The organism is Rhodococcus ruber, assembly GCF_027270735.1.
Classification (GTDB): domain Bacteria; phylum Actinomycetota; class Actinomycetes; order Mycobacteriales; family Mycobacteriaceae; genus Rhodococcoides; species Rhodococcoides rubrum_A.
The window spans coordinates 496,617-518,543 of record NZ_JAPWIJ010000004.1; the positions used below are offsets into that span (position 1 = coordinate 496,617).

Annotated in this window: 24 protein-coding genes; 15 read left to right on the top strand and 9 right to left on the bottom strand. The window is 64.2% G+C overall.

What is annotated here, in order from left to right; all coding sequences use genetic code 11:
- Positions 1-6: 6 nt before the first annotated feature.
- The gene (locus O4220_RS12310) at positions 7-2,166 is read right to left on the bottom strand and encodes an acyltransferase family protein (protein WP_269604525.1); all 2,160 of its coding nucleotides are present in this window, start codon (positions 2,164-2,166) and stop codon (positions 7-9) included.
- Positions 2,167-2,423: 257 nt separating this feature from the next.
- Between O4220_RS12310 and O4220_RS12315 the strand changes: the two genes are divergently transcribed.
- Complete coding sequence (locus tag O4220_RS12315; protein ID WP_269604526.1) at positions 2,424-3,632, top strand: MFS transporter; 1,209 nt, start codon at positions 2,424-2,426, stop codon at positions 3,630-3,632.
- A 529-nt stretch (positions 3,633-4,161) separates the two neighbouring features.
- Here O4220_RS12315 and O4220_RS12320 read toward each other — a convergent pair.
- Positions 4,162-4,965, bottom strand: a complete 804-nt coding sequence (locus O4220_RS12320; protein WP_269604528.1) for a MerR family transcriptional regulator — start codon at positions 4,963-4,965, stop codon at positions 4,162-4,164.
- A 30-nt stretch (positions 4,966-4,995) separates the two neighbouring features.
- On the opposite strand from O4220_RS12320, the gene O4220_RS12325 reads away from it, so the two are divergent.
- Positions 4,996-5,982 carry a GGDEF domain-containing protein gene (locus tag O4220_RS12325; protein WP_269604529.1) on the top strand — a complete coding sequence of 329 codons (987 nt, stop codon included), beginning with the start codon at positions 4,996-4,998 and terminating at the stop codon, positions 5,980-5,982.
- 3 nt (positions 5,983-5,985) lie between these two features.
- On the opposite strand, the gene O4220_RS12330 is transcribed toward O4220_RS12325, so the two are convergent.
- Positions 5,986-6,582, bottom strand: coding sequence for a CHAP domain-containing protein (locus tag O4220_RS12330; protein ID WP_269604532.1), 597 nt, complete (start codon positions 6,580-6,582; stop codon positions 5,986-5,988).
- A gap of 95 nt (positions 6,583-6,677) precedes the next feature.
- Here O4220_RS12330 and O4220_RS12335 point away from each other — a divergent pair, with 95 nt between their 5' ends.
- A complete protein-coding gene (locus tag O4220_RS12335; RefSeq protein ID WP_420030381.1) occupies positions 6,678-7,409 on the top strand; it encodes an SIR2 family NAD-dependent protein deacylase in 732 nt (243 codons plus the stop codon).
- A gap of 44 nt (positions 7,410-7,453) precedes the next feature.
- On the opposite strand, the gene O4220_RS12340 is transcribed toward O4220_RS12335, so the two are convergent.
- From O4220_RS12340 to O4220_RS12350, 3 genes are read right to left on the bottom strand one after another with little or no spacing between them, the layout of a single operon-like run.
- Positions 7,454-8,524 carry a hypothetical protein gene (locus O4220_RS12340; protein WP_269604536.1) on the bottom strand — a complete coding sequence of 357 codons (1,071 nt, stop codon included), beginning with the start codon at positions 8,522-8,524 and terminating at the stop codon, positions 7,454-7,456.
- Positions 8,521-9,381, bottom strand: coding sequence for an ABC transporter ATP-binding protein (locus O4220_RS12345; protein WP_269604538.1), 861 nt, complete (start codon positions 9,379-9,381; stop codon positions 8,521-8,523). The genes O4220_RS12340 and O4220_RS12345 overlap by 4 nt, the downstream gene beginning before the upstream one ends.
- On the bottom strand, positions 9,378-9,779 hold the full coding sequence (locus O4220_RS12350; RefSeq protein WP_032403970.1) for a GntR family transcriptional regulator: 402 nt from the start codon (positions 9,777-9,779) through the stop codon (positions 9,378-9,380). Before O4220_RS12350 ends, O4220_RS12345 begins: the two co-directional genes overlap by 4 nt.
- Before the next feature lie 98 nt (positions 9,780-9,877).
- On the opposite strand from O4220_RS12350, the gene O4220_RS12355 reads away from it, so the two are divergent.
- Positions 9,878-10,267, top strand: a complete 390-nt coding sequence (locus tag O4220_RS12355; RefSeq protein ID WP_269604541.1) for a hypothetical protein — start codon at positions 9,878-9,880, stop codon at positions 10,265-10,267.
- Positions 10,268-10,328: 61 nt separating this feature from the next.
- Here the strand turns inward: O4220_RS12355 and O4220_RS12360 are convergent, their stop codons facing one another.
- Positions 10,329-10,898, bottom strand: coding sequence for a TetR/AcrR family transcriptional regulator (locus O4220_RS12360; RefSeq protein ID WP_269604543.1), 570 nt, complete (start codon positions 10,896-10,898; stop codon positions 10,329-10,331).
- A 76-nt stretch (positions 10,899-10,974) separates the two neighbouring features.
- On the opposite strand from O4220_RS12360, the gene O4220_RS12365 reads away from it, so the two are divergent.
- From O4220_RS12365 to O4220_RS12375, 3 genes are all read left to right on the top strand, one after another.
- Entirely contained in the window at positions 10,975-11,547 is a 573-nt protein-coding gene (locus O4220_RS12365; protein ID WP_269604545.1) for a dihydrofolate reductase family protein, read from the top strand.
- Between the two features lie 74 nt (positions 11,548-11,621).
- Complete coding sequence (secA2, locus tag O4220_RS12370) at positions 11,622-13,925, top strand: accessory Sec system translocase SecA2 (RefSeq protein WP_269604547.1); 2,304 nt, start codon at positions 11,622-11,624, stop codon at positions 13,923-13,925.
- Entirely contained in the window at positions 13,918-14,325 is a 408-nt protein-coding gene (locus O4220_RS12375) for an META domain-containing protein (protein ID WP_269604550.1), read from the top strand. Before secA2 ends, O4220_RS12375 begins: the two co-directional genes overlap by 8 nt.
- 12 nt (positions 14,326-14,337) lie before the next feature.
- Here O4220_RS12375 and O4220_RS12380 read toward each other — a convergent pair whose 3' ends face one another.
- Positions 14,338-14,925, bottom strand: a complete 588-nt coding sequence (locus O4220_RS12380) for a TetR/AcrR family transcriptional regulator C-terminal domain-containing protein (protein WP_269604552.1) — start codon at positions 14,923-14,925, stop codon at positions 14,338-14,340.
- 123 nt (positions 14,926-15,048) lie between these two features.
- Here O4220_RS12380 and bioB point away from each other — a divergent pair, with 123 nt between their 5' ends.
- The 3 genes from bioB to O4220_RS12395 are packed head-to-tail and all read left to right on the top strand — an operon-like array spanning position 15,049 to position 16,882.
- Positions 15,049-16,041: a biotin synthase BioB gene (bioB, locus tag O4220_RS12385; RefSeq protein ID WP_269604619.1), complete on the top strand. Its 993-nt coding sequence runs from the start codon at positions 15,049-15,051 to the stop codon at positions 16,039-16,041.
- A 22-nt stretch (positions 16,042-16,063) separates the two neighbouring features.
- The gene (locus O4220_RS12390) at positions 16,064-16,288 is read left to right on the top strand and encodes a hypothetical protein (RefSeq protein WP_032379013.1); all 225 of its coding nucleotides are present in this window, start codon (positions 16,064-16,066) and stop codon (positions 16,286-16,288) included.
- 6 nt (positions 16,289-16,294) lie between these two features.
- Positions 16,295-16,882 carry a DUF2567 domain-containing protein gene (locus O4220_RS12395; RefSeq protein WP_269604554.1) on the top strand — a complete coding sequence of 196 codons (588 nt, stop codon included), beginning with the start codon at positions 16,295-16,297 and terminating at the stop codon, positions 16,880-16,882.
- A 14-nt stretch (positions 16,883-16,896) separates the two neighbouring features.
- On the opposite strand, the gene O4220_RS12400 is transcribed toward O4220_RS12395, so the two are convergent.
- Positions 16,897-17,595: an NUDIX hydrolase gene (locus O4220_RS12400; protein ID WP_269604556.1), complete on the bottom strand. Its 699-nt coding sequence runs from the start codon at positions 17,593-17,595 to the stop codon at positions 16,897-16,899.
- Positions 17,596-17,674: 79 nt separating this feature from the next.
- On the opposite strand from O4220_RS12400, the gene nadA reads away from it, so the two are divergent.
- The 5 genes from nadA to O4220_RS12425 all read left to right on the top strand — a co-directional run bounded on the left by nadA (position 17,675) and on the right by O4220_RS12425 (position 21,846).
- Positions 17,675-18,733 (top strand): quinolinate synthase NadA, encoded by a 1,059-nt coding sequence (gene nadA, locus O4220_RS12405; protein ID WP_052065879.1) that lies wholly within the window; start codon positions 17,675-17,677, stop codon positions 18,731-18,733.
- Positions 18,730-20,298: an L-aspartate oxidase gene (locus tag O4220_RS12410; protein ID WP_269604559.1), complete on the top strand. Its 1,569-nt coding sequence runs from the start codon at positions 18,730-18,732 to the stop codon at positions 20,296-20,298. Before nadA ends, O4220_RS12410 begins: the two co-directional genes overlap by 4 nt.
- A gap of 1 nt (position 20,299) precedes the next feature.
- Positions 20,300-21,175 carry a carboxylating nicotinate-nucleotide diphosphorylase gene (gene nadC / locus O4220_RS12415; protein WP_269604561.1) on the top strand — a complete coding sequence of 292 codons (876 nt, stop codon included), beginning with the start codon at positions 20,300-20,302 and terminating at the stop codon, positions 21,173-21,175.
- A gap of 47 nt (positions 21,176-21,222) precedes the next feature.
- A complete protein-coding gene (locus tag O4220_RS12420; RefSeq protein WP_032379010.1) occupies positions 21,223-21,597 on the top strand; it encodes an RNA-binding S4 domain-containing protein in 375 nt (124 codons plus the stop codon).
- Positions 21,598-21,663: 66 nt separating this feature from the next.
- Positions 21,664-21,846: a hypothetical protein gene (locus tag O4220_RS12425; protein WP_269604563.1), complete on the top strand. Its 183-nt coding sequence runs from the start codon at positions 21,664-21,666 to the stop codon at positions 21,844-21,846.
- Positions 21,847-21,927 lie beyond the last annotated feature (81 nt).

A 21,927-nucleotide genomic window follows, 5' to 3' on the forward strand; every position in this document is an offset into this window, starting at 1 on the left:
CTCGGCTCACGGACCGTCCCACCATCCGGTGGCCGTCCCGATCTGTCGTCCCAGCTCGGTGGTCAGAGTTCGCACGTAGGTCGCAGTGAGATGATGCTCGTCACGGTAGATCAGTACGTTGCCTTGCTCGACGCGGCACACCGAATCGTCGCAGACGGCATCGGACAGGTCGAGAGAGGAGAACCCGGGAAACTGGAACGAGGCTGCCAGCGCCGGATTGACGGGGTCGAGAGCTTCGTCCCTGGGAATGCCGCACGAGGTGGCATTGCCGCCGTCGGCCAGGCAATCGATGGCGCGATAAGCAAGCCACGGGGTGTCCCGAACACCCAGTATTCCGACACCCTCCGCAGCGAGTTCCCGCCACACTGCGGCGTACCAGGTGGGGGTGTAATCGCCGGGGAAGTCCTCCCGCGGGCGGGTGGTGGTGGTGAACACGTAGGCAGGTTTCATCGCCGCGACGTCGGCGAGCACGGTCTGCGTCCAGTCGAGACAATCCGGATATTCGTTGAGGCCGAGCATCGGCATCGTGTCCGTGCTCAACGGGCAGCCCATCTTGAGGAATGTCACGACCTTGAACCCGTGCCGGAGTCCGAGCGCGTCGAGGGCGGTCACCCAGTGCTCGGCGTGTGAGCTGCCCGCCAGCACGATGGTTCGGTTCGCGTCGAGGTCGCCGTAACTGCAGGAGACCGCATCGCGTGTCTCGAAGTCGGCGATGCAGCCTTCGAGGGTGGTGACGGGGAGATCCTCGGGTGCCGAATACAGCGGGGGACGGATGGCGGCCGACTCGGCGCGAATCCCGTCGGTCAGTTCGAGCGCTCCCGGGTGAGTCAGTTCGTCGACCGATTCATCGGCCTGCACCGCGGTGACAGACCGGTCGATGTAGACGTTCCATCCGATCGAACCGGCCGTGACGACGAGCGCGGCGACGCCCGCGCAGGCAGTAGCCGCGATACGTCCAGGTGTGAACGTGCTCGACTGTGTGGGGCGCTCGACCAGACGCACGGTCAGCCATGCGAGCGCCACCGACGCCCCGACGATGCACAGACCCCCGAGTACGTCTGCATGGGATCTGTCGGTCGCCGACAAATAGAAGATCAGCAGTGGCCAGTGCCACAGGTACAGCGGAAATGCGATCGATCCGACCCAAGCGAAGAACCGGTTGGAGAGCGTGGCCGCGACGGCGGTCTCGGACCCGGCGACGATCAACGCCAGGGTCGCAAGCACCGGAATCAGGGCCAAGGGACCGGGAAACGCAGTCACCCCGTCGACGACGAAACCGCACGCGACGATGACGGCCATACCGACAACGGCCAGGACTCCGCGTGCGGTCGACGACAAGCGGGAATGTCTGGCCGACGCCGCAGCGACCGAGCTGTCGGTTCGCGCAGCGGCCGAGCTGTCGGTTCGCGCAGCGATCAGGGCCGCGAGTGCGGCACCGAGCATGATCTCCCAGAGGCGCGCACCGGTGTCGTAGTAGTTCCATGCCTGATGCCGTCGAACACCGTCCGCCGCGTACACGAAGGACACCACAGCGACCATGGCGAAGATCACGGCAAAGGTGCGTGGTCGTAGACTTCGTGGCCCCTCGGGTCGGGCGATGCGTCTGAGCCATGCGAGACCGAACACGACGGCAATGGCCAGCAGATAGAACTGGAACTGCACGGCGACCGACCACAGATGCTGAACGGGGCTCACCGAGGGATCGGCCGCCAAGTAGTCGTTCGCTGTTGTCGCCAGCTGCCAGTTCACGTAATAGAAGACACCGGATACGAGTTGATCACCCAGGTCTGCCCAGCGGGTGCGCGGCAGAAGGAACACCGATGCGACGGCGACTGCGAGCAGCGTGATCAGCAGCGGTGGACCGAGTCTGCGCAGCACGCGCGTGATGCGGGTGATCGGATTCAGGCTTGCCCCGGCCTCGGCCGATCTCAGTAGAGATGCGGTGAAGAAGAACCCGGACAGCGTCAGGAAGACGTCGACGCCCCCCGACACGCGACCCATCCAGATGTGGAACACGACGACGAGTGCGATCGCGACGCCGCGCAAGCCGTTGAGATCTCGCCGTTGCGGTGGTCGACCCTGTGGGCCGGGTACCGGAGCAGAAGCGCCCTGGACCGGTGTCGTGAAATCGGTGGCCGAGTCGCTGTCGGTCGGGTGTACATGCATGAAGGAGAAGTGGCTCCGGCTGTCGATCGACTACTCGGTCGGATGTGCGATACCGGGCAAACAATACGTGTACGCGAGGTGAAGCACTTCTCGGAGTCTGCTTCAGGGCAATAGTCCCAGTTCGGGAGCGTGGAGGTTGGTCCGACGCATTGCCTTCTTGCGCGGATAGAGCGCGTGTGCAACTATTTGCCAAGCGCGTGCAACTACACGCGATAGCCAGATATTTACCTACGCCACTTCGTCTTAGGAGATTCGACATGCCACTCGGCCTGCTCGCCCTCGCAATCGGAGGATTCGGCATCGGTTTGACCGAATTCGTCATCATGGGCCTACTACCGGAGGTCGCGGCCGACTTCTCGGTCACCGAAGCCACTGCCGGCTGGCTCATCACCGGCTATGCGTTGTCCGTCGTCGTCGGAGCACTGGTGGTCACCGCTGCGGTGACGCGACTTCCCCGCAAGACCGTCCTGCTCGCCCTGATCTGTCTGTTCATCGCAGGCAACCTGATCTCCGCACTCTCGGGCAGTTACGACACGATGCTGCTCGGTCGTGTGGTCGCAGCGCTGTGCCACGGAGCGTTCTTCGGAATCGGTGCCGTGGTCGCGGCAGGTCTGGTCGAGCCCGCAAAGAAGGCGGGAGCGATTGCCATGATGTTCGCCGGCCTCACCGCCGCCAACGTTCTCGGCGTTCCGTTCGGAACGTTCCTCGGTCAGAGTTACGGATGGCGGTCGGCGTTCTGGGCCATCACGGTGATCGGCATCGTTGCGCTGATCGGCATTGCGGCCCTCGTTCCTCGGGAAACCGGGATCGGTGAGGAGAGCGATCTGCGGCGCGAATTGCGTGCGTTCCGGTCTCCCCAGGTATGGCTCTCCATCGCCACGACGGTGCTCGGATTCGGCGGTATGTTCGGCGCGTTCACGTATATTGCGTTCACCCTCACCGACGTCAGCGGTTTCGCGTCGAGCTCGGTGCCCTGGCTGCTCGTGCTGTTCGGCGGAGGCCTCTTCGTCGGAAACTACCTCGGCGGCAGGGCCGCCGACCGCAACCTCACCGCCACGTTGTTGACGCTGCTCGGCTCATTGACCGTCGTTCTCGTCTTCTTCGCTCTGACCGCGGAGAGTCGTCCGGCGACTGTGGCCTCCCTCGTCCTCATGGGCGCTTTCGGTTTCGCGACGGTGCCGGGGCTGCAGATGCGAGTGATGTCGTTCGCCCCCGACGCCCCGACGATGGCGTCCGGTGCGAACATCGCCGCGTTCAATCTCGGAAATGCGTTGGGCGCGTGGCTCGGCGGCGTGACCATCTCGGCCGGCCTCGGCTACACCTCGCCCATCTGGGCCGGATCCGGTATCACGGTGCTCGCGTTGGTGGTCCTTTTGTTCGCAACTCGTCTGCTGCGCCGGTCTACTCCCGGGTCCGATGTGGAGGGCGTGAGCGCAGCAACCAGTGCGGCGGGATCGTCCACCTGAACACCGAACGAGTGAGCGGAGCCGGATATCCGCCATCGCTGCAGGAGTGCGGGAACCAGAACCTCTGTGGCACTGGACAGCTCGATATCGACCGCGGTGCCGTCCTGGTTCGGCAGGGCGAGCCGCCCGCCGTCGAGAGCAGGCGACACGACGCCGTAGCGTCGGTGGATTCGGACCGACGCGATATCCGCGCGGTCCACTTTCGCTACGACGGTGCCGGACATGCGTAGAACGAGGGCGTCGGGTGAGAGAACATGCGGGTGCGCCCGAGCCAGGGCGACCGACGACGCGAGCAACACCAGGGACGCCACCGACAAGGCTGCGACCAGCGCGCTGAGCCACAGCCACGGAATCAGTAAGTGCAGAACGACCATCTCGATCACGGTGGCAGCACCGAACATCAGGGGTAATCCGAGCGTTCCCCGGGTAACAGTGAACGCGGTCGAGTCCGCAGCGATCGGCGCGTGCTGCCCGCGCGTCCAGAGCACCAACGAGTGCCATCTACCGACTTGGGCAGGGAAGTCGACCGTCATCGGGTGCCTCCGGAGCGTGGGTGTTCGGTCGTCTGCAGGCGTGCGGTGGCACGGACGATCACAGTGCGCTGGGCCGGATCGGGCAGGATGTCGTCGATACTCAGGGAGCTGATCTCATCGGCGTTCGCAGCGATATCGGATGGATCGGAGGCAAGTGAACAGAGGTCGAGCATCGACTCCAGTTCTGCGGCGAGCGAATCGATATCGCTCTCCGCCTCGTCCGGGTCTCTGCCTTCGAGGGCGCTGAATCTGCGTAGAAGTCCGAGGTATTTCTGACGAAGGCCGTGGTCGCCGAGTGTCGCGGTCACCGTCTCGAAGAACGATGCGGGAACGGCTCCCGATATCGCCATCACCTCGAGTAGATCGCGTTCACGGATCAACGTTTCTCGGTCCGAATCGACGGAAGCGTCGATCAGCACGCTCAGGGCGTCGGCCACCTCGCGCGGAAGTGCAGTCAGCTTGCGATGCTCGACTGCGTCGTTCAGTAGTGCCGAGAGGTGGATGTGTTTGCGGGCGAGCGCGGACTGCTCCAGTTCGATACCGACGAGAAGAGCCCGGAGGTCGGCGACCACATCGGTCTCGCCCGCCGGGGGCCCACCGAGTGCGGCGGCTATCTCGCCCAGTGGCATTCCACAGTCGGCCAGCCACCGGATTCTCATCAGCCGAATGACGTCGTCGATCGTGTACTCGCGATATCCGTTGGACAGACGGCGCGGCTCGTCGAGCAAGCCGAGGCGGTGGTAATGACGCACCGTTCGCGGTGTCGTTCCGACGGCCTCCGCCAGAGATCCGATTCTCATGTCGTCAGTGTGAACCTTGACGCTACGTCAATGTCAAGACCGCCTGTCGTCGGCTACCCAAGGCCGGGCGCGGCAGCGCGGCGTATCGTCGGGTCGTCGTGTGAATCGTCGTGGCTCGCACCGTTCGAGGAAGAGACCTGGCTGAAGATGGTCGACGCCGATCGTTGGTACAGGGAGATATTCGAGGCCAGCACCGTCGGTTTGGCGCTCGCCGACGAAGACGGACTGCTGGTTCTCGCCAACGAGGCCTACGCAGCAATCGTCGGGTGTCCTCGTGATCGTTTGCCCGGCAGATCTTCTCGTCAGTTCACCCACCCCGACGACTTGGCCCAGCACGCCGCCATGGAGCAGATCATGGACGACGCGAAGGCTCGCGGGGAATCGGTTCGCGTCGAGAAGCGCTACCTGCATGCCGACGGCACGGTCCGGTGGGGTTGGATCTCGGCCAGCGAGGTTCCTGGACCGGAGGGACAAAGGTGGACGATGGCCGTTGTGCACGACATCACCGACCGGAGGCGCGTCGAGGAAGACCTGCGTGTAGCCGCACAGACCGACGCCCTCACCGGACTGCTCAATCGGCGAGGATGGCGAGATCGGTTGCACCAGTTGACCACACCGCCGGGGGCTGAGGGCGCGGTTGCGCTTGCCATGATCGATTTCGACCGCTTCAAGTTGTACAACGACAAGTACGGCCACGGCCGCGGTGACCAACTGTTGGTTCGGTTCTCCGCTGCTGCGACAGATCTGCTCGGTGGCCGAGCCTCGATCGCGAGATGGGGTGGAGAGGAGTTCGCTCTCGCGATGCCGGGAGTGGGATCGACGACGATGGCGGCCGTGCTGACCGAGCTCGCCGCCGTCGTTCCCGACCGGCAGACATTCTCCGCGGGGCACACGACGTTGCGACGAGGGGAGTCCGTGGACGACTGCTTCGATCGCGCCGACATGTTGCTCTTTGAGGCCAAGCGAGATGGTGGCGCGCGATCGTACAGCGACGGAAGCTGCCGGCCCGGCGAGTGAGCGTCAGTTCGCCAATCGGCCGAATCCGACCACGCCGGAGTCGGATCCGTAGTGCAAGGTGTGGACTCGGATCTTTCCGGCCTCGTTACCTCCGACGGTGATGGCCTCGTCTCCGTCGACCGCCACGATCACGTTGGTGTGCTGGCCGATCCAGCTGCTGTTGTCGTAGAGCACCACGTCGCCCACCGATGGCGTGTAGCTACCGACAGCCTCGAATCGACCCTGCTCCTGGTAGTACTCCTGCAGTGTGTAGACGCCGGGTATGCGCCACGAACCGGAATTGGGGTTCGAGAGCGGCATATCCGCTTCCTTCATGATCCAGCTGACGAAGTCGGCACACCAGGCTTCGTCCACACCCTCGGCATAGAACGTTCCCGGGCGCTGCTGCTCGTGCTCGGTGCGCAACAGTTCCACCACCCGGGTCTGATCGGTCGTCAGTTCACCGGTATTCACCTCGGGAAAAGCCTGGGTGTCCCACGGGATGTATCGGCTCGGTGCCAGCCACAGAACACCGACGGCCGCGACCACGACGACAGCCGTGCAGGCCGCCACCCACAGTGGCCACCGTCGTCGAGTACGCACGCTCGTGTCGATGCTCATGCCACCACGGTAGCGCGACCGGACACACAGCTTGGCACAATGAGGTCGTGACCTTCCCTCGTGACCTCCCGACCCATGCTGTTCCAGAGCCTGTGGTGAACGCTGCCCGCGCAGCGTCGAGCATCACCGTTCTCACGGGTGCGGGCATGTCGGCCGAGTCGGGGATCGCAACTTTTCGGGATGCCCAGAGCGGGTTGTGGAAGGACTTCGATCCCAAGGACCTCGCCAGCCCCGAGGGCTGGATGGCCGACAGTGATCTGGTGTGGGGCTGGTATCGGTGGCGAGCGGAATTGGTGCGGCGCTCCGAGCCCAACGCCGGACATGTGGCGCTTGCCCAGTGGCAGCAACGAGCGCACGTCGACATCGCCACCCAGAATGTCGACGACCTTCACGAGAGAGCGGGGGCAACGGTTCTCGCGCACGTACACGGCAGTTTGTTCGAGCCGTACTGCAGCGACTGCGGGACGCGGGCAGCACTCGACGCCGGTGCCGCCGACGCACCGGCCGAGGCGGACCAGCGGGTTCCGCCGCCGGAATGTCCGGTGTGCGGCGGGCTGATTCGGCCGGGTGCGGTGTGGTTCGGCGAATCGTTGCCCGAGGCCGCGTGGGAGGCGGCCGAGGACGCCGTCCGACGTGCCGACCTCGTTCTCGTGGTCGGCACGTCGGGAGTCGTGTACCCGTTCGCGGGACTGCCTGCGATCGCTCGTAGCGCCGGCGCCACGGTCGTCGAGATCAACCCGGTCGAGACCGAGGTCTCGGACATGGCCGATCACCGGTGGCGTACCACTGCGGCGGTGGGGCTCCCTGAGTTGATTGCGCAACTCTGATGGTGGTGGCTTCGAGCCGCGTCGCATGTTGCATGGACCCGCCGTCACGGTCGCAGTCTCCGCACCAGCAGCAGTGACAACCCACCCAACAGGGAGGCGATCACCGATGTGAGGGCTGTCTCTATCGCCTGGAACCGCCAGAACAGTCGATCCTCGTGGTACTTCGTCTCGAAGGCTTCGGCACCCTGACCACGGATGCAGTCGAGTTGTAGTTGCTTGACTTGCGCGAGCAGCTTGTCCGAGTACGCCTCGTACTCGGCGACCGTCTCGAATTCGCTCATGTCTCGACGGTTCTCGAGTTGGCTGCACTGTTGCCAGTCGATAGCCACGGGTTGTCCATTCGAGTCGACATAGTCGGACGAAAAAACCCAACGGGCATAGAAAAGGTCACTCGAGTCGAGTGGCAGCGAGAAGTCGGGGGTACCGCCGCCGTACATCTCGTTGCTCTTCTGTTCCAGGGTCAGTTCCTCGACGGACGCAGCCGCATAATGCTCCCTGATCTGCGTGGGAAATACCGCGATCAGCAGCGATGTCGCGATGACGGTTCCGACCATCGCTGCCACTGTGTTTCGTAGAACCAATGCAAATGTCGCGCCGAGCATCAATCCGACGGCGGTGTACCCACCCGTGACGAATCCGGTTGCACCGAAAACGGGAAATTCGAGGACCGAATCGTATCCGCCGAACGCGACGGCGAACTCGTCGGGCGCGGTCTGGTACTTGGCCCAGTACAACGAGCACCCCAGCAGAGTCATGGCGAGCACGGTGGGCACGAACACCACGGCCACTCGTATCGTGTACCACCGCCGACGGCTGACGGACTGGCTCAAACCCAGTACGTGCGTTCGACGTTCGAGGTCACGGGAGAACGCCGTTACGCCGACGAAGGCACCCAGCACCACCGGTAGGGCGACGGTCAGCATGACGGCGACAGTCTGGGCGGTTTCCGCCTTGCACTCGGTGGCGTCGAACGACAGGCATCCACTCAGGGAAGCCGTGGGGAAAACGCCACCGTCGATGACGGTGATCGCAATGGTGATCGTTGCCAACAGAAGTGGGGTCAGCACCCCGAGCAGAATTGTCGCGCGAAATTGTCTCCACGTCACCCAGATCATGCCGCTACCTCCGCACCGAGGTGTGCGAGTACGACGTCGTCCACGGTAGCGTCTTCGACGGTCCAGCCCGGTCGCGCTGTCTCCGGTCTGGTGCCGCGGACGACGAATACCGTTGCACCGGAACCGGATACGTCGGAGACGATGGTTCCGTTGTCAACGGTGGGTTCGTCAGCGGTGCTACCGACGAGGAGGTAGTGCTCGGCGGTGATGGCATCCAGGTCACCGTCGAGTCGAATCCCTCCGTCGCGCAACAGGAGTAGTCGGTCGGCGACGTCGACCAGTTCCGACAACACATGAGACGAGAGGACGATGGTCGTGCCGTTCTCGGCCGCGTCGCGCATGAGAGTTCGGGCCACGGCGCGACGGGCGACCGGATCCAGGTCGGCGAGAGGCTCGTCGAGCAGCAGTACCTGCGGTCGCCGACCCAGGGCCAAGGCCAGCGCGACCCGGGTGCGGTGGCCGGGGGAGAGTGACTTGACGCGTGCCGAGGCGGCTATGCCCGCTGCGTCCACGAGTTCTGCCGCGTACGCATCGTCCCAGTGCACGTTGGTGTTTCGGCCGAACCGGAGCGTATCGGCGACGGTGAAGTGCGGATAAAGGGGTTTGTGCTGAGCGAGGTAGGAGAGGCCGGGCGCGATCCCACGTTGGCCCACGGCTTCGCCCAGCACTCGAATGTTCCCGGAATCCGGTGTGAGCAGTCCGACGGCCAGCGACATCAGAGTCGACTTGCCTGCACCGTTGGAGCCGACCAACGCTGTGACGCTTCCTCTTTCGATGGCAAACGAGCAGTGGTCGAGGACAGTCTTTCGGCGGAACGACTTGACCACCTCGTCCATGGTGAGAACTGCGTCGGTCATGATCCGTCTCTTTCCGGTCGGTCGAAGTGGGTGTCGAGGGCAGCGGTGACGATGGCCTCGAGGTCCGGTCGGTCCAGTCCAGCTGCGAGGCAATGGCGAATCCAGCGGCCCAGTTCGTTCTCGAGGGCCGATCGTTCGGCCATGCCGGGTTTCGCCAGAGAGGCGACGACGAAGGTTCCCGATCCGGTCCGTGGTTCGACCAGGCCTTCTCGTTCGAGTTCGCGGTAGGCCTTGAGCACGGTGTTCGGGTTGATGGCAAGCGCCGTGACCACGTCTTTCGCCGTCGGGAGCTTGTCGCCGACAGTGAGTGATCCGAGGCGTAAGGCCTGTTTGGTCTGCAGTATCAGTTGGACATATGTGGGGATGCCGGACTGACGATCGATACGGTAGGCGATCACCAGGACCCTTTCACTAGTTGATTAGTGGAAGACGGTAATGCGGACTGGTCTGTTTGTCCAACATCGGCCTGCCGGGAATGGGTCGTACCGTTCTCGGCATGACACCTGATACGGAAACGATCGACCGCTTCTTCGCTCGCTACACGGGGTATCTGACCTCGGGTGATCTCGACGGTCTGGCCGAAATCTACAACTATCCTGCTTTGGCTGTGACAGCGCGGGGTTGCGCGGCGATCGCCGCGCCACAGCAAACCCGAGAGTTCTTCGAGCAGGGGCAGGCCTACTACCGATCGCGCGGAATACACGGCGTGCGAGCTCGGGACATCGTCACCGAGATCGAGGTGCCGGGGGTGTGGGTCGGTCATCTGCTTCTGGAAAACCTCGACTCCGACGGCCGGCCGGTGGGAACCGAGCGCAATGCCTATCAGGTGGTGACGGACGAGGACGGTACTCGTCGGATCGCGGTGACAACGCCCCTCGATGCCTGAGGCCGCAGGCGTCGGTCGTGTGCGTTGGAGTCGCCGATCCCGGACCGGTTTCGGGAAATGCTCAAGGGTGTAGAAGGCCTGCAACCAGAGCGTCGACAACGTCGTCCGTCGAGGTGTCCGGATCGACCGGGTAGGTCAAGCGGTCGAGCAGTAGGCCATCGATCGCGTAGTGGAAGAGTGCGACTTCCTTGCGACCCCCGGGTAGCCCTGCGGCGAGGTTGAATTCGACGTCGGCAGAGAAGTTGGAGCGCTGCCAGCTGCCCAGCATCTCCCTGACCTCCGGTCGTCTCGATGCCTCGAGCCGCAACTCGAACAATGCAAGTGTCACGTCGCTGTTCGCGAGGAGTCGGGCGACGATGTCGCGGATGTACGCGCCGAACAGCTCTGGGCTGGGAGGTTGCGCAGCGAGTGGTTCGTGGACCTCCGCGTCGGGGGCAAGTCTCTGACCGATTCGCTCGATCAGTCCGGCAATGACGTCGGCGCGGGTCTTGAAGTAGTTCGACGCCGTTCCTCTGGGGACAGCTGCTTCCTCGTCGATGGCGCGGTGGGTCAGTCCACGTGCACCTTCTGTGGCGAGCAGTCGAAGCCCGGCGTCGGCCAGTTCCGAGCGTCGGAGTGGGTTACGAGCCATGCCAACAGGCTAGCGGAACCACGACTGTTGTCGTAGTCTAACGCAACCACTACATCCGTCGTGATCGGAGAATTTCATGCGTGAACTGGTTTATTACGTCGCCGTCAGTCTCGACGGCTACATCGCTGCCCCCGACGACTCGTTCGCGGACTTCCCGATGCAGGGCGACCACATCGACATGATTCTGCGTGAGTACACCGACACCATTCCGACACTGGGCCTTCGGGCGACGGGACTGACCCCCGACCTGAGTCGTTTCGATACTGTGCTCATGGGGTGGAACACGTACAAGGCCGGTGGAATCCATCCCCCGGAGGGTCCTTACGGCCACTTGAAGCAGTACGTTTTCTCGCGCAACCACTCGGGCGTGGAACCGGCCGTGACTCTCACCGGTGAGGAGCCCGTGGCGATGGTTCGAAAGCTGAAGAGAGAGAACGGGAGTGGAATTTGGCTGGCCGGCGGAGGGATGTTGGCGTCGGCTGTGGCGGGCGAAATAGACAGGCTGATTCTCAAGGTGAACCCGATACTCCTCGGCTCGGGTAAGCGCCTGTTCGCCGAGCGTGTGTACTCGCCGACCCGAAGTCGCCTCGTGTCCAGTAGGCCCTTCGAATCGGGGGTGGTGGTGAACGAGTACACGGTCGATCGCTGATGCAGAACCGAGGACGACGTCGCACTCGGTACTGTGGAAAGGAACGTTCTTTCTTTCTCAGGTAGGGATTGCACATGGCTTTGGGCTCCGACCGGTTCTGGCGTGTACTCGGACGCTCCGCGCAGAAGGCGCAGACCACGTCCCGTCAGCGCGTCGACCGAGCCCAGGAGCACGCCGAGTGGGCGGCCGCTCTGGACGACAGCGACTTGGCGACAGAGGCGACCGCACTTCGCGTCGACACTGCAGCGCGGCTCGATGTTCCGCGGTACCTCGCACTGGTGCGTGAGGCGAGCGAGCGAACCCTGTCCATGCGGCCCTTCGACGTCCAGCTCCACGGTGCCGTGCGACTTCTCGCCGGCGACGTGGTGGAGATGGCGACCGGTGAGGGCAAGACGTTGGCCGGTGCGATCGCTGCCGTCGGATACGTGTTGTCCGGTCGCGCGGTGCACGTCATCTCGGTCAACGACTTCCTCGCACAACGCGACGCGCAGTGGATGAAGCCGTTGTTCGAGGTTCTGGGTATCACGGTCGGTTCCATCGGTGAGGCGTCGACCGCGCAGGAGCGTCGCACCGCGTACGCCTGCGACATCACGTACGCCTCGGTCAACGAGGTCGGCTTCGACGTCCTGCGTGATCATCTGGTGAACGATCGACAGGACCTGGTCTCGCCCGTCCCGGACGTCGCGCTGATCGACGAGGCCGACTCCGTCCTGGTGGACGAGGCGCTCGTCCCGTTGGTGCTGGCCGGTTCGGTGTCGGGTGACGTCTCGACGTCGACGGTGATGAACGCAGTCCGATTGTTGGACAAGGGTGTTCACTACGACACCGATACCGAGGGAAGGAACGTGTTCCTCACCGACGAGGGCGCGTTGCGGATCGAGAAAGAGCTCGGCGGAATCGATCTGTACTCCGAGCAGCATGTCGGATCGACCCTTGTCGCGGTCAATGTGGCTCTGCACGCGCAGGTGCTGGTGCAGCGCGACGTCGATTACATCGTCCGTGACGGACGGGTTCAGCTGATCAACGCCTCGCGTGGCCGCGTCGCCGAACTGCAGCGCTGGCCGGACGGGTTACAGGCGGCGGTCGAGATCAAAGAGGGGCTCGAGCCCACCGAGACCGGCGAAATTCTCGACACGATCACCGTGCAGGCGCTGATCAATCGGTACGCCACGGTGTGCGGTATGACCGGCACGGCGATGGCGGCGGGGGAGCAGCTTCGTACGTTCTACAGCCTCGGTGTCTCGATCATCGAGCCCAATGTGCCGACCGCGCGTGTCGACGAGAACGACCGTGTATACGACACGATCGAGCACAAGAACGCTGCAATTGCACTGCAGGTCAAGGAAATTCACGAGACCGGCCAGCCGATTCTCATCGGAACCCATGACGTCGCCGAGTCCGAGGCATTGGCCGAGACTCTCACTGCGTCGGGCGTGGACGTGGTGGTACTGAATGCGAAGAACGATGCGGAGGAGGCAGCGGTCATCGCCGCGGCCGGAGTGCACGGCGCGGTGACGGTGTCGACTCAGATCGCCGGTCGCGGAACCGATATCAAGCTCGGCGGTCCCGACGGTGCCGATCGCGAACGTATTGCCGAGCTCGGCGGACTGTTCGTTCTCGGCACGGGTCGCCACACCACCGAGCGACTCGACAATCAGCTCCGGGGACGCGCAGGTCGGCAGGGAGATCCGGGTCGTTCGCTGTTCTTCGGCAGCTGGGAGGACGACGTCGTCGAGAACAACATCGGCGACAAGGACGCACCCAAGGGCATCGACGATACCGGCCTGTTCACCTCCTCTTCAGCGGCCGACCGCGTCGACCACGCGCAACGCATCGCCGAGGGGCAGATGCTCGAAATTCATTCGCGTACATGGCGTTACAACCAGTTGACGGCTCAACATCGCGAGATCCTGGATCGCCGCCGAGCGACGTTGCTCGACTCGAACGAGGCGTTGACTCTGCTCGAGCAACAGTCGCCGAAGCGCTCGAAAGAGCTCCGCGAGAACGTGTCCGAGGAGACGCTTGTCGAGGTCGCCCGCCAGATAGTCCTGTACCACCTCGATCGATCCTGGTCCGATTACCTTGCGCACCTCGCAGACGTGCGTGAGAGCATCCACCTTCGGGCGTTGGGACGCGAAAATCCGTTGGACGAATATCACCGCATCGCGGTCGAAGCGTTCAGGACGGTGTCGTCGAAGGCGATGGATCTCTCGCACGCCACCTTCGAGTCGGCCGACATCACCTCGGACGGCATCGATCTCGACGACGCCGGTTTGCGTCGACCGACGTCGACCTGGACGTACATGGTGCACGACAACCCGTTCGCGTCCCGTGGAAATGCCGGTGCGGCCGGCCTGGGGCCGATCTTCGGTGGCTGACGCGCGGCGCGCGATGGTCGCTCTCGCATTGGGCGTGAGCGCGGTGGCTTCCGGGTGTGCCGACTCGTACGGAGAATTCCCGGCCGACAAGACCTACACGTCCATCGACACTTCCGACTCGTATATGCCGGTGGACGGAACCACGATCAGGCTCGAATTCGCCGACGACCGAATCTCGGCGGAGGCCGGGTGCAACAGGTTGTTCGGCACGGTGGACACCTCGCAGGGCAGGATCACCACCGATTCTCTGGGTTCCACCCGAATGGGCTGCCCACAGGCATTGATGGATCAGGACGCGTGGCTCTCGTCGTTCCTGACGTCCACGCCACGGTGGTCTCGGAACGACGGCACCATGACCCTGGACAACGGCAGCGAACGAATCGTCTTCGCGGAGTCCTGACCGGCCGGAGTTCTAGCGCCTGATCCGATCGGTTGTCGAGTGGCGGACTCCGTCGACGAAGAGCCGCAATCCGAAATCGAATCTGCTGGTGGGGTCCGGACTTTCGAACATGGGGGACGCCTCGGGGGTGAGGGCTCCCGCGGAGTCCATCTGTAGACGCGATTGTTCGTCGACTGTCTGGCCGAGAACGTAGTACAGCAGCGTGTCGGCGGTCAGTTCCGCGTCGCGTCGCGGAAGTCCCGCGCGAATGCAGACGGCGGCAATGCGTTCGCGGATGTGATTGGTGGTCATCCTCGACGCGTAGGTCGCGGCGACCAGTTCGGCCCCGTCTCGACGGGAAAGAAGCGCGTCGCGCAGCCGATGAGCGATCTGTTCGATCTGCGTGTCCCATGCGCCCTCTGTGGGTGGAGCATCGGCGCTGGACAGCAGATGGTCGGCGATCGCGCCGAGCAGGGTCTGTTTGTTGGGGAAGTGCCAGTACAGCGCACCGGGCTGCACGTGAAGGGACGTCGCCAGCCGGCGCATTGTCAGGTCGGCCAGGCCGTACTCGTCGAGGATGGCAATCGCGCCGTCCAGGACGTCTTGCCTGTTGAGTTGCACTGCTTCCCCCAAGTCGCTCGACGCCTCGTCGCTTTGACAGTAGCCGAGCGCGGTGCCTAACGTGAACGCCGTTCAACTTGAACGGTGTTCAATGAGTCGCCGTTCGACTACGAGGGGACCGGAATGGACATTCTGCGCACGGCGCGTACACAGGTGCTCGACGACGGAATTGCGCTCGAACGATCTCAGGTTCTCGAGGTCCTCGAACTCGGCGACGACCGTCTGGAGGAGGCGATGCTGCTGGCGCACGAGGTGCGGATGAAGTGGTGCGGCCCCGAGGTGGAGGTGGAGGGAATTGTCAGCCTCAAGACCGGGGGATGTCCCGAGGACTGCCACTTCTGCTCGCAATCGGGGCTTTTCGCATCTCCGGTGCGCGCTGCCTGGCTCGACATCCCGTCTCTGGTCGAGGCGGCCAAGCAGACCGCGAAGACCGGGGCAACGGAATTCTGCATTGTCGCCGCAGTGCGCGGACCCGACGCTCGGCTGCTCGCTCAGGTCGCCGCGGGAATCGAGGCCATTCGGAACGAGGTCGAGATCGATATCGCCTGCTCGTTGGGCATGCTCGATCAGGATCAGGTCGATCAGCTTGCAGCGATGGGCGTACATCGTTACAACCACAACCTCGAGACCTCTCGCTCGTACTTTCCGAACGTGGTGACCACGCACACCTGGGAGGAACGGTGGAACACGCTTCGGATGGTGCGGGAGGCAGGCATGGAGGTGTGTTGCGGCGGCATCCTCGGGATGGGGGAGACACTCGAGCAGCGTGCCGAGTTCGCGGCCGATCTCACCGCACTTCGGCCCGACGAAGTGCCGTTGAACTTCCTCAATCCGAGACCGGGGACCCCGTTCGGAGACCTCGACGTGCTACCGGCATCCGATGCTCTGCGCGCCGTCGCCGCGTTCCGTCTCGCGCTGCCGCGGACGATTCTGCGATTCGCAGGCGGCCGCGAGATCACTCTCGGTGATCTGGGTGCCAAGCAGGGAATTCTCGGCGGCATCAATGCCGTCATCGTCGGCAACTACCTGACGACGCTCGGTCGTCCGGCAGAACAGGATCTCGATCTTCTCGGCGAGCTGCAGATGCCGATCAAAGCGCTCAACTCGACTATCTGATGGGCGTATTAGGGTGGGTCGAATGACGAGTGAGACCCGCTACGACCCGTACACCGGTCGGCCTGTCGACGCCGGAGCCGAGGTGGGTGCGGATTCGTTGTCGGTCGCCGTCCGGCTCGGGTTGGAGCCGCCGCGGTTCTGCGCAGAATGCGGTCGCCGCATGGTGGTGCAGATAGTCCCCGACGGGTGGTCCTCGGTGTGCTCGCGGCACGGCCTGATCGACTCTGCAGCGACGGGCAGGCGCTAGGTGTCCATGTCGGAACTGCTCGAAAGTCCGCCGCGACACAGCACCCGCCGGGTTCTGGCGGTGGTGGTAGCGATATCGGTGGCGCTGTCTGCATTGGGCGGAATGCTGTGGGGACTCCTGGTGCCCGCGCAGCAGCTGCTCGTGGTGGCGCAGGACCGCGGGGCGGCTCTGACCGGTGAGAGTCTGCACCGATTCGACGCCATCGCAATCTTTTCCCTCGTCTCGTTCGCCCTCGGTCTCGTACTCCCGGTCGGTTGGTGGCTGTGGAAGTCGGAGCGGGGTCCACGGCTGTTCGCGGCTATCTTCGTCGGTGCGCTGGCCGGTTCGATCGCTGCGATCGTGGTCGGCAATGCTATTGCCGCCCTGCGATTCCCGAAGGCCACCGACCCTGCAGTGGGCTCGATCGTCACGGTGGCACCGAGCATCGAGACCCCACTGGTACTGATCGTCCAGGCGCTGACGGCGTCGTTGGTCGTTCTGCTGTTGGCAGCAATGAATCCCAACGACAATCTGCGATATACCGATCCCGAACCCGAGGAACTGGACGCCGAGCCGTTCCCGCCGCCGTCGTTCGACTCGAATCGGACCGACTGACACGGCGGCCAGGTTCACACCTGCGGGGGACGCAACGCGGCGAACTCGTCGGTGACCCGAATGCTGTTGTCGGCGAAGCGAAACAGAGCCGGTGGCCTGCCGCCGGCTTTACCCGACGGTGCCCGACGGCCGGTGGGTTCGATGACGCCGCGACGGCTCAGTACCCGCTGCAGGTTGGTGGCATCCACCTGGTACCCCAGTGCGGCACCGTAGATTTCACGCAGCGACGAGATCGCGAAGTCGACCGGAGCCAGTGCGAAGCCGATGTTGGTGTAGGACAGCTTTGCCACCAGGCGGTGTCGGGCGTGAGCGACGACGGTTCCATGATCGAACGACATGTCGGGAAGCGCCGAAACCGGGTGCCATGTGGTGTCCGAGGGGAGTGTCGGCTCGGCCGATATCGGCACCAGGCCGAGGAATGTCGACGCGATCCGCCGATCTCCCGGTACGCGGTCGGGTTCGCTGAAGATGGACAGCTGCTCCAGGTGCGCAACCGAGCGCACATCTACCTTCTCGGCGAGCTGACGGCGCGCGGACGCGGCTAGATTCTCGTCGTCGCGCAGGGACCCACCGGGAAGCGACCAGGTGCCGACCTCGGGGTCGAGAGCGCGCTGCCACAGCAGCACTGCCAGTTCGGGACTATCCGGGTCGGAAAAGGCTCGAACTTGGAACACCGCGATGAGTACTTCGTGGACGGTGCTACGATGAATCATGTTTTCGATCATAGGTCGAAAACCCCCTCGGAGGAAATTCGGTCACCGACGACCGGATGATCGGTGAAGGAGAACCGTCATGACCAGCAGCGCTACCCGGGTGAACATCCTGGACTCGGCATTCGCCGGAGTTCGCGACATCGTCGACGGAGCAGGTGGCTACGGGGGAGTGGAGGCAACTCCGGAGTGGGCCGCAGAAGTGCGACGGCTTGCCGATCTACGCGGCGCGACGCTGCTCGCTCACAACTACCAGCTGCCTGCGATTCAGGATGTCGCCGACCACGTCGGCGACTCCCTCGCCCTCTCGCGTATGGCCGCCGAGGTCTCCGAGGACACGATCGTGTTCTGCGGTGTTCATTTCATGGCCGAGACCGCCAAGATCCTGAGCCCGCAGAAGACGATCCTCATCCCGGATCAGCGCGCCGGCTGCTCGCTGGCAGATTCCATCACCGCAGACCAGCTCCGCGAATGGAAGGCCGATTTTCCCGACGCCGTCGTCGTCTCGTACGTCAACACCACCGCCGAGATCAAAGCACTGACCGATATCTGCTGCACGTCGTCCAACGCCGTGGAGGTCGTGCAGTCCATCGACCCCAGCCGCGACATCCTGTTCCTGCCGGATCAGTTCCTCGGCGCACACGTCAAGCGCGTGACCGGACGCGAGAATCTGCATATCTGGGCCGGAGAATGCCACGTGCACGCCGGCATCAACGGCGACGAGCTGGCCGAGAAGTCTCGCACCCACCCCGATGCAGAGCTGTACGTGCACCCCGAATGCGGTTGCGCCACGTCGGCTCTCTACCTCGCCGGTGAAGGATTCGTTCCGGCCGAGAAGGTCAAGATTCTCTCCACCGGCGGCATGCTCGACGCTGCCCGCACCACCGCGTCGAAGCAGGTTCTGGTCGCCACCGAGATCGGCATGCTGCACCAACTGCGCATGGCCGCACCCGACGTGGACTTTCTCGCCGTCAACGACCGTGCATCGTGCGGCTACATGAAGATGATCACCCCTGCCGCGCTGCTTCGCTGCCTCGTCGAAGGACGAGACGAGGTACACGTCGACCTCGAAACTGCGAACATCGCCAGCAAGTCGGTGCAGCGGATGATCGAAATCGGTACCCCCGGCGGCGGCGAGTGAATCCGTCCGTCTCATGGGAAGCCGGAGCTGATCTGGTCGTCGTCGGCGGCGGTATCGCCGGACTCACTGCGGCTCGTACTGCTGCCGCTCGCGGCCTTCGGGTGCTGACCGTGAGCAAGGGCGGTTCCACCGAGACCGCGACGCAGTATGCCCAGGGCGGGATCGCTGTCGTCGGAGCAGAGCTCGACGATTCGATCGAATCGCACGTGGCCGATACCTGTTCAGCCGGTGCCGGACTGTGCGACGAGGACGCCGTGCGATCCATCGTTGCCGGCGGGCGGGCGGCGATCGCCTCGCTCGAAGCTGCGGGTGCCGAGTTCGATCGCACTGCCGACGGCTCCGTCGCGCGCACCAGGGAAGGCGGCCACAGTGTGCGCCGCATCATCCATGCCGGCGGCGACGCCACCGGGGCCGAGGTGCAGCGCACACTCGACGGCGCGGTGCCGACGGTGCAGTTCGACACCACCGCGCTGCGGGTGCTGACCACCGACGGCGAGGTTGTAGGTCTTCTCGTCCGTGGGCCTCGCGGCGTCGGCGTCGTTCATTGCCCGACGGTTCTCCTGGCCACCGGCGGACTGGGGCAGCTGTTCTCGTGCAGCACCAACCCGGCCGGCGCAACGGCAGACGGCATCGCGCTCGCCCTGGATGCAGGTGCCCGGGTGGCCGATCTCGAATTCGTGCAGTTCCATCCGACGGTGCTGTTCGCTGCAGGAACGACGGGACGCCGTCCGTTGATCAGCGAGGCGGTACGCGGCGAGGGCGCCCATCTCGTGGATGTCGCAGGCCGTGCGTTCATGGCCGGAGTGCACCCGCTCGGTGATCTTGCGCCCCGCGACGTGGTGTCCCGGGCCATTGCCGAACTGCTGCACGACAGCGTCGACGACCACGTGCTGCTGGACGCCCGCCTCGTGGAGCACTTCCACGAGCGATTCCCGACCGTGACCGCCTCGTGCCTCGAGGCCGGCATCGATCCGGCGACGGACCTGATTCCCGTGGCACCTGCAGCGCACTATTCGTGCGGAGGAGTGGTGACGGATACGGCTGGACGGACCTCGGTTCCGGGCTTGCTCGCCGCGGGTGAAGTGGCACGCACAGGCTTGCACGGCGCGAACAGGTTGGCGTCGAACAGCCTGCTCGAAGGCCTTGTCGTGGGTGAGCGTGCGGCAATTGTGGCTACCGAACGGGTCGGCAAGAGGGTCGAGGTCACAGATCTCGCATTACCCACCTATCGCCGCATCGACCGCGGCGTGCTGCAGCGCACGATGACGGCCGATGTGGGTGTGGTTCGTGATGCGGCGGGACTCGCTGCGGCGCAACGCGTCCTGGCCCACGGTGTCGTGTCGGAACCGCCGGTCGAGGCACGTGCTGTCGAGGATGCTGCGTTGACAGCTGCGGCGGAGGTCATAGTTCTGGCCGCGAACCACCGCCGCGAAAGCAGAGGGTGCCACACCCGACGCGATTTCCCCGAGAGTGCACCGGCGCAACGTCGAAGCCTGCACATCGAACGAGATCCCGAGGGACAGCTGGCGATCGTGAACGACGACGTGATGACGGGAGCGAGCTGACATGACCGATATCTCGACCGAGGTGAACCCTGGCGTCGACCGAGCCGAGGTGCTCGCGCTGATCCGGACGGCGCTGGACGAGGACCTACGGTACGGTCCCGACATCACTACCACGGCAACGGTTTCCGAGGACGCGGTGGCGACGGCCTCGGTGGTGTCACGCCAGTTCGGCACGATCGCCGGCCTCGATGTCGGCCTTCTGGTCCTCGACGAGGTGATCGGTCCCGACGGGTACTCCATCGTGCATCGCATCGAGGACGGGTCGAGTGTCGAACCAGGACAGGCCGTTCTGACGGTCGAGGCCCCGACACGGGGATTGCTGACCGCGGAGCGCACGATGCTCAACATCGTGTGCCATCTCTCGGGGATCGCCACCGCGACAGCCGGCTGGGTCGCCGAGGTTGCGGATACCGAGTGCAAGATTCGGGACAGCCGAAAGACGTTGCCGGGCATGCGCTCGCTGCAGAAGTACGCGGTGCGCGCCGGCGGTGGCGTCAATCATCGAATGGGGTTGGGTGACGCCGCGCTCATCAAGGACAATCATGTCGCGGCTGCCGGTTCGGTCGTCGCTGCGTTGAACGCGGTGCGGGCAGCTGCGCCGAACATCGCCTGTGAAGTGGAGGTCGACAGCCTCGAACAACTCGACCAGGTACTTGCCGAGAACGTCGAACTCGTTCTGCTGGACAACTTTGCGCTGTGGCAGACACAGATGGCGGTCCAGCGTCGTGACAAGTTCGCTCCCGAGACCAAGCTTGAATCCTCGGGTGGGTTGACGGTCGACGTGGCACGGGACTACGCACGGACGGGGGTCGACTTTCTTGCTGTGGGCGGTCTGACACACTCGGTGACAGTGCTCGATCTCGGCCTGGACATGTAACCCTGCACATGTAGCAGCGCCTCGCGATGTGAGGGGTTCGTTCGAAGATGGAAGTACAGAGTGCCCGCCTCGACAGTTGGATCTGGGCGGTGCGGTTGTTCAAGACGCGGTCCGCGGCAGCCGCTGCCTGCCGTGGCGGGCACGTCCGCGTCAACGGAACCCCCGCCAAGCCTGGCCTGCGAATCGGTCCGAACGACGAGGTTCGGCTCCGGGTCGAGGGCGTGGAGAAGATCGTCGTGGTCGTGCGGGCGATCACCAAGCGTGTCGGTGCAGCTGTTGTCCCCGAGTGCCTGATCGATCGCAGTCCGCCGCCGCCTCCGAAGGAAGTTCTCGCCTCCGTACCGCGTCGTGATCGAGGAGCAGGGAGACCGACCAAGCGCGATCGTCGTGAGATCGATCGGCTGCGGGGCCTGGGTCTCTAGTGCGCGCGAGCCTATTCAGTTACCTTAGGTAACGACAAGAGGCTCGTACGCGCAAGGAGGTGTGGAATGGACTCCGTCCTGTGGGCTCCACGTTTTGCAGCGGTGTATTTTCTGGCAGCAGCGCTGCTACTCATTCTGTTTCTGGCTATCGACGCCTACCTCGCCATTGCCGCACCGCTTCTGTTGCTGTTGGTGGGACTCGGAATCGCAGTGCTGATTCGCAATCGAAAGCGTCACCCGGTTCGCTGAGGCCCTCGGGGGCCTCTCCAGGCAGGGCTGTGCCGTGACGCTTGGGTGGGTCGTCATGCGGGTTGTCGTGGTTCCTCGTCG

Bases quoted from the DNA above. Each gene is read 5' to 3' on its own strand.
- O4220_RS12310 (WP_269604525.1), bottom strand. From the start codon at position 2,166: ATGCATGTACACCCGACCGACAGCGACTCGGCCACCGATTTCACGACA.
- O4220_RS12315 (WP_269604526.1), top strand. From the start codon at position 2,424: ATGCCACTCGGCCTGCTCGCCCTCGCAATCGGAGGATTCGGCATCGGT.
- O4220_RS12320 (WP_269604528.1), bottom strand. From the start codon at position 4,965: ATGAGAATCGGATCTCTGGCGGAGGCCGTCGGAACGACACCGCGAACG.
- O4220_RS12325 (WP_269604529.1), top strand. From the start codon at position 4,996: ATGTCAAGACCGCCTGTCGTCGGCTACCCAAGGCCGGGCGCGGCAGCG.
- O4220_RS12330 (WP_269604532.1), bottom strand. From the start codon at position 6,582: ATGAGCATCGACACGAGCGTGCGTACTCGACGACGGTGGCCACTGTGG.
- O4220_RS12340 (WP_269604536.1), bottom strand. From the start codon at position 8,524: ATGATCTGGGTGACGTGGAGACAATTTCGCGCGACAATTCTGCTCGGG.
- O4220_RS12345 (WP_269604538.1), bottom strand. From the start codon at position 9,381: ATGACCGACGCAGTTCTCACCATGGACGAGGTGGTCAAGTCGTTCCGC.
- O4220_RS12355 (WP_269604541.1), top strand. From the start codon at position 9,878: ATGACACCTGATACGGAAACGATCGACCGCTTCTTCGCTCGCTACACG.
- O4220_RS12360 (WP_269604543.1), bottom strand. From the start codon at position 10,898: ATGGCTCGTAACCCACTCCGACGCTCGGAACTGGCCGACGCCGGGCTT.
- O4220_RS12365 (WP_269604545.1), top strand. From the start codon at position 10,975: ATGCGTGAACTGGTTTATTACGTCGCCGTCAGTCTCGACGGCTACATC.
- secA2 (WP_269604547.1), top strand. From the start codon at position 11,622: ATGGCTTTGGGCTCCGACCGGTTCTGGCGTGTACTCGGACGCTCCGCG.
- bioB (WP_269604619.1), top strand. From the start codon at position 15,049: ATGGACATTCTGCGCACGGCGCGTACACAGGTGCTCGACGACGGAATT.
- O4220_RS12390 (WP_032379013.1), top strand. From the start codon at position 16,064: ATGACGAGTGAGACCCGCTACGACCCGTACACCGGTCGGCCTGTCGAC.
- O4220_RS12395 (WP_269604554.1), top strand. From the start codon at position 16,295: ATGTCGGAACTGCTCGAAAGTCCGCCGCGACACAGCACCCGCCGGGTT.
- O4220_RS12400 (WP_269604556.1), bottom strand. From the start codon at position 17,595: ATGATTCATCGTAGCACCGTCCACGAAGTACTCATCGCGGTGTTCCAA.
- nadA (WP_052065879.1), top strand. From the start codon at position 17,675: ATGACCAGCAGCGCTACCCGGGTGAACATCCTGGACTCGGCATTCGCC.
- nadC (WP_269604561.1), top strand. From the start codon at position 20,300: ATGACCGATATCTCGACCGAGGTGAACCCTGGCGTCGACCGAGCCGAG.
- O4220_RS12420 (WP_032379010.1), top strand. From the start codon at position 21,223: ATGGAAGTACAGAGTGCCCGCCTCGACAGTTGGATCTGGGCGGTGCGG.
- O4220_RS12425 (WP_269604563.1), top strand. From the start codon at position 21,664: ATGGACTCCGTCCTGTGGGCTCCACGTTTTGCAGCGGTGTATTTTCTG.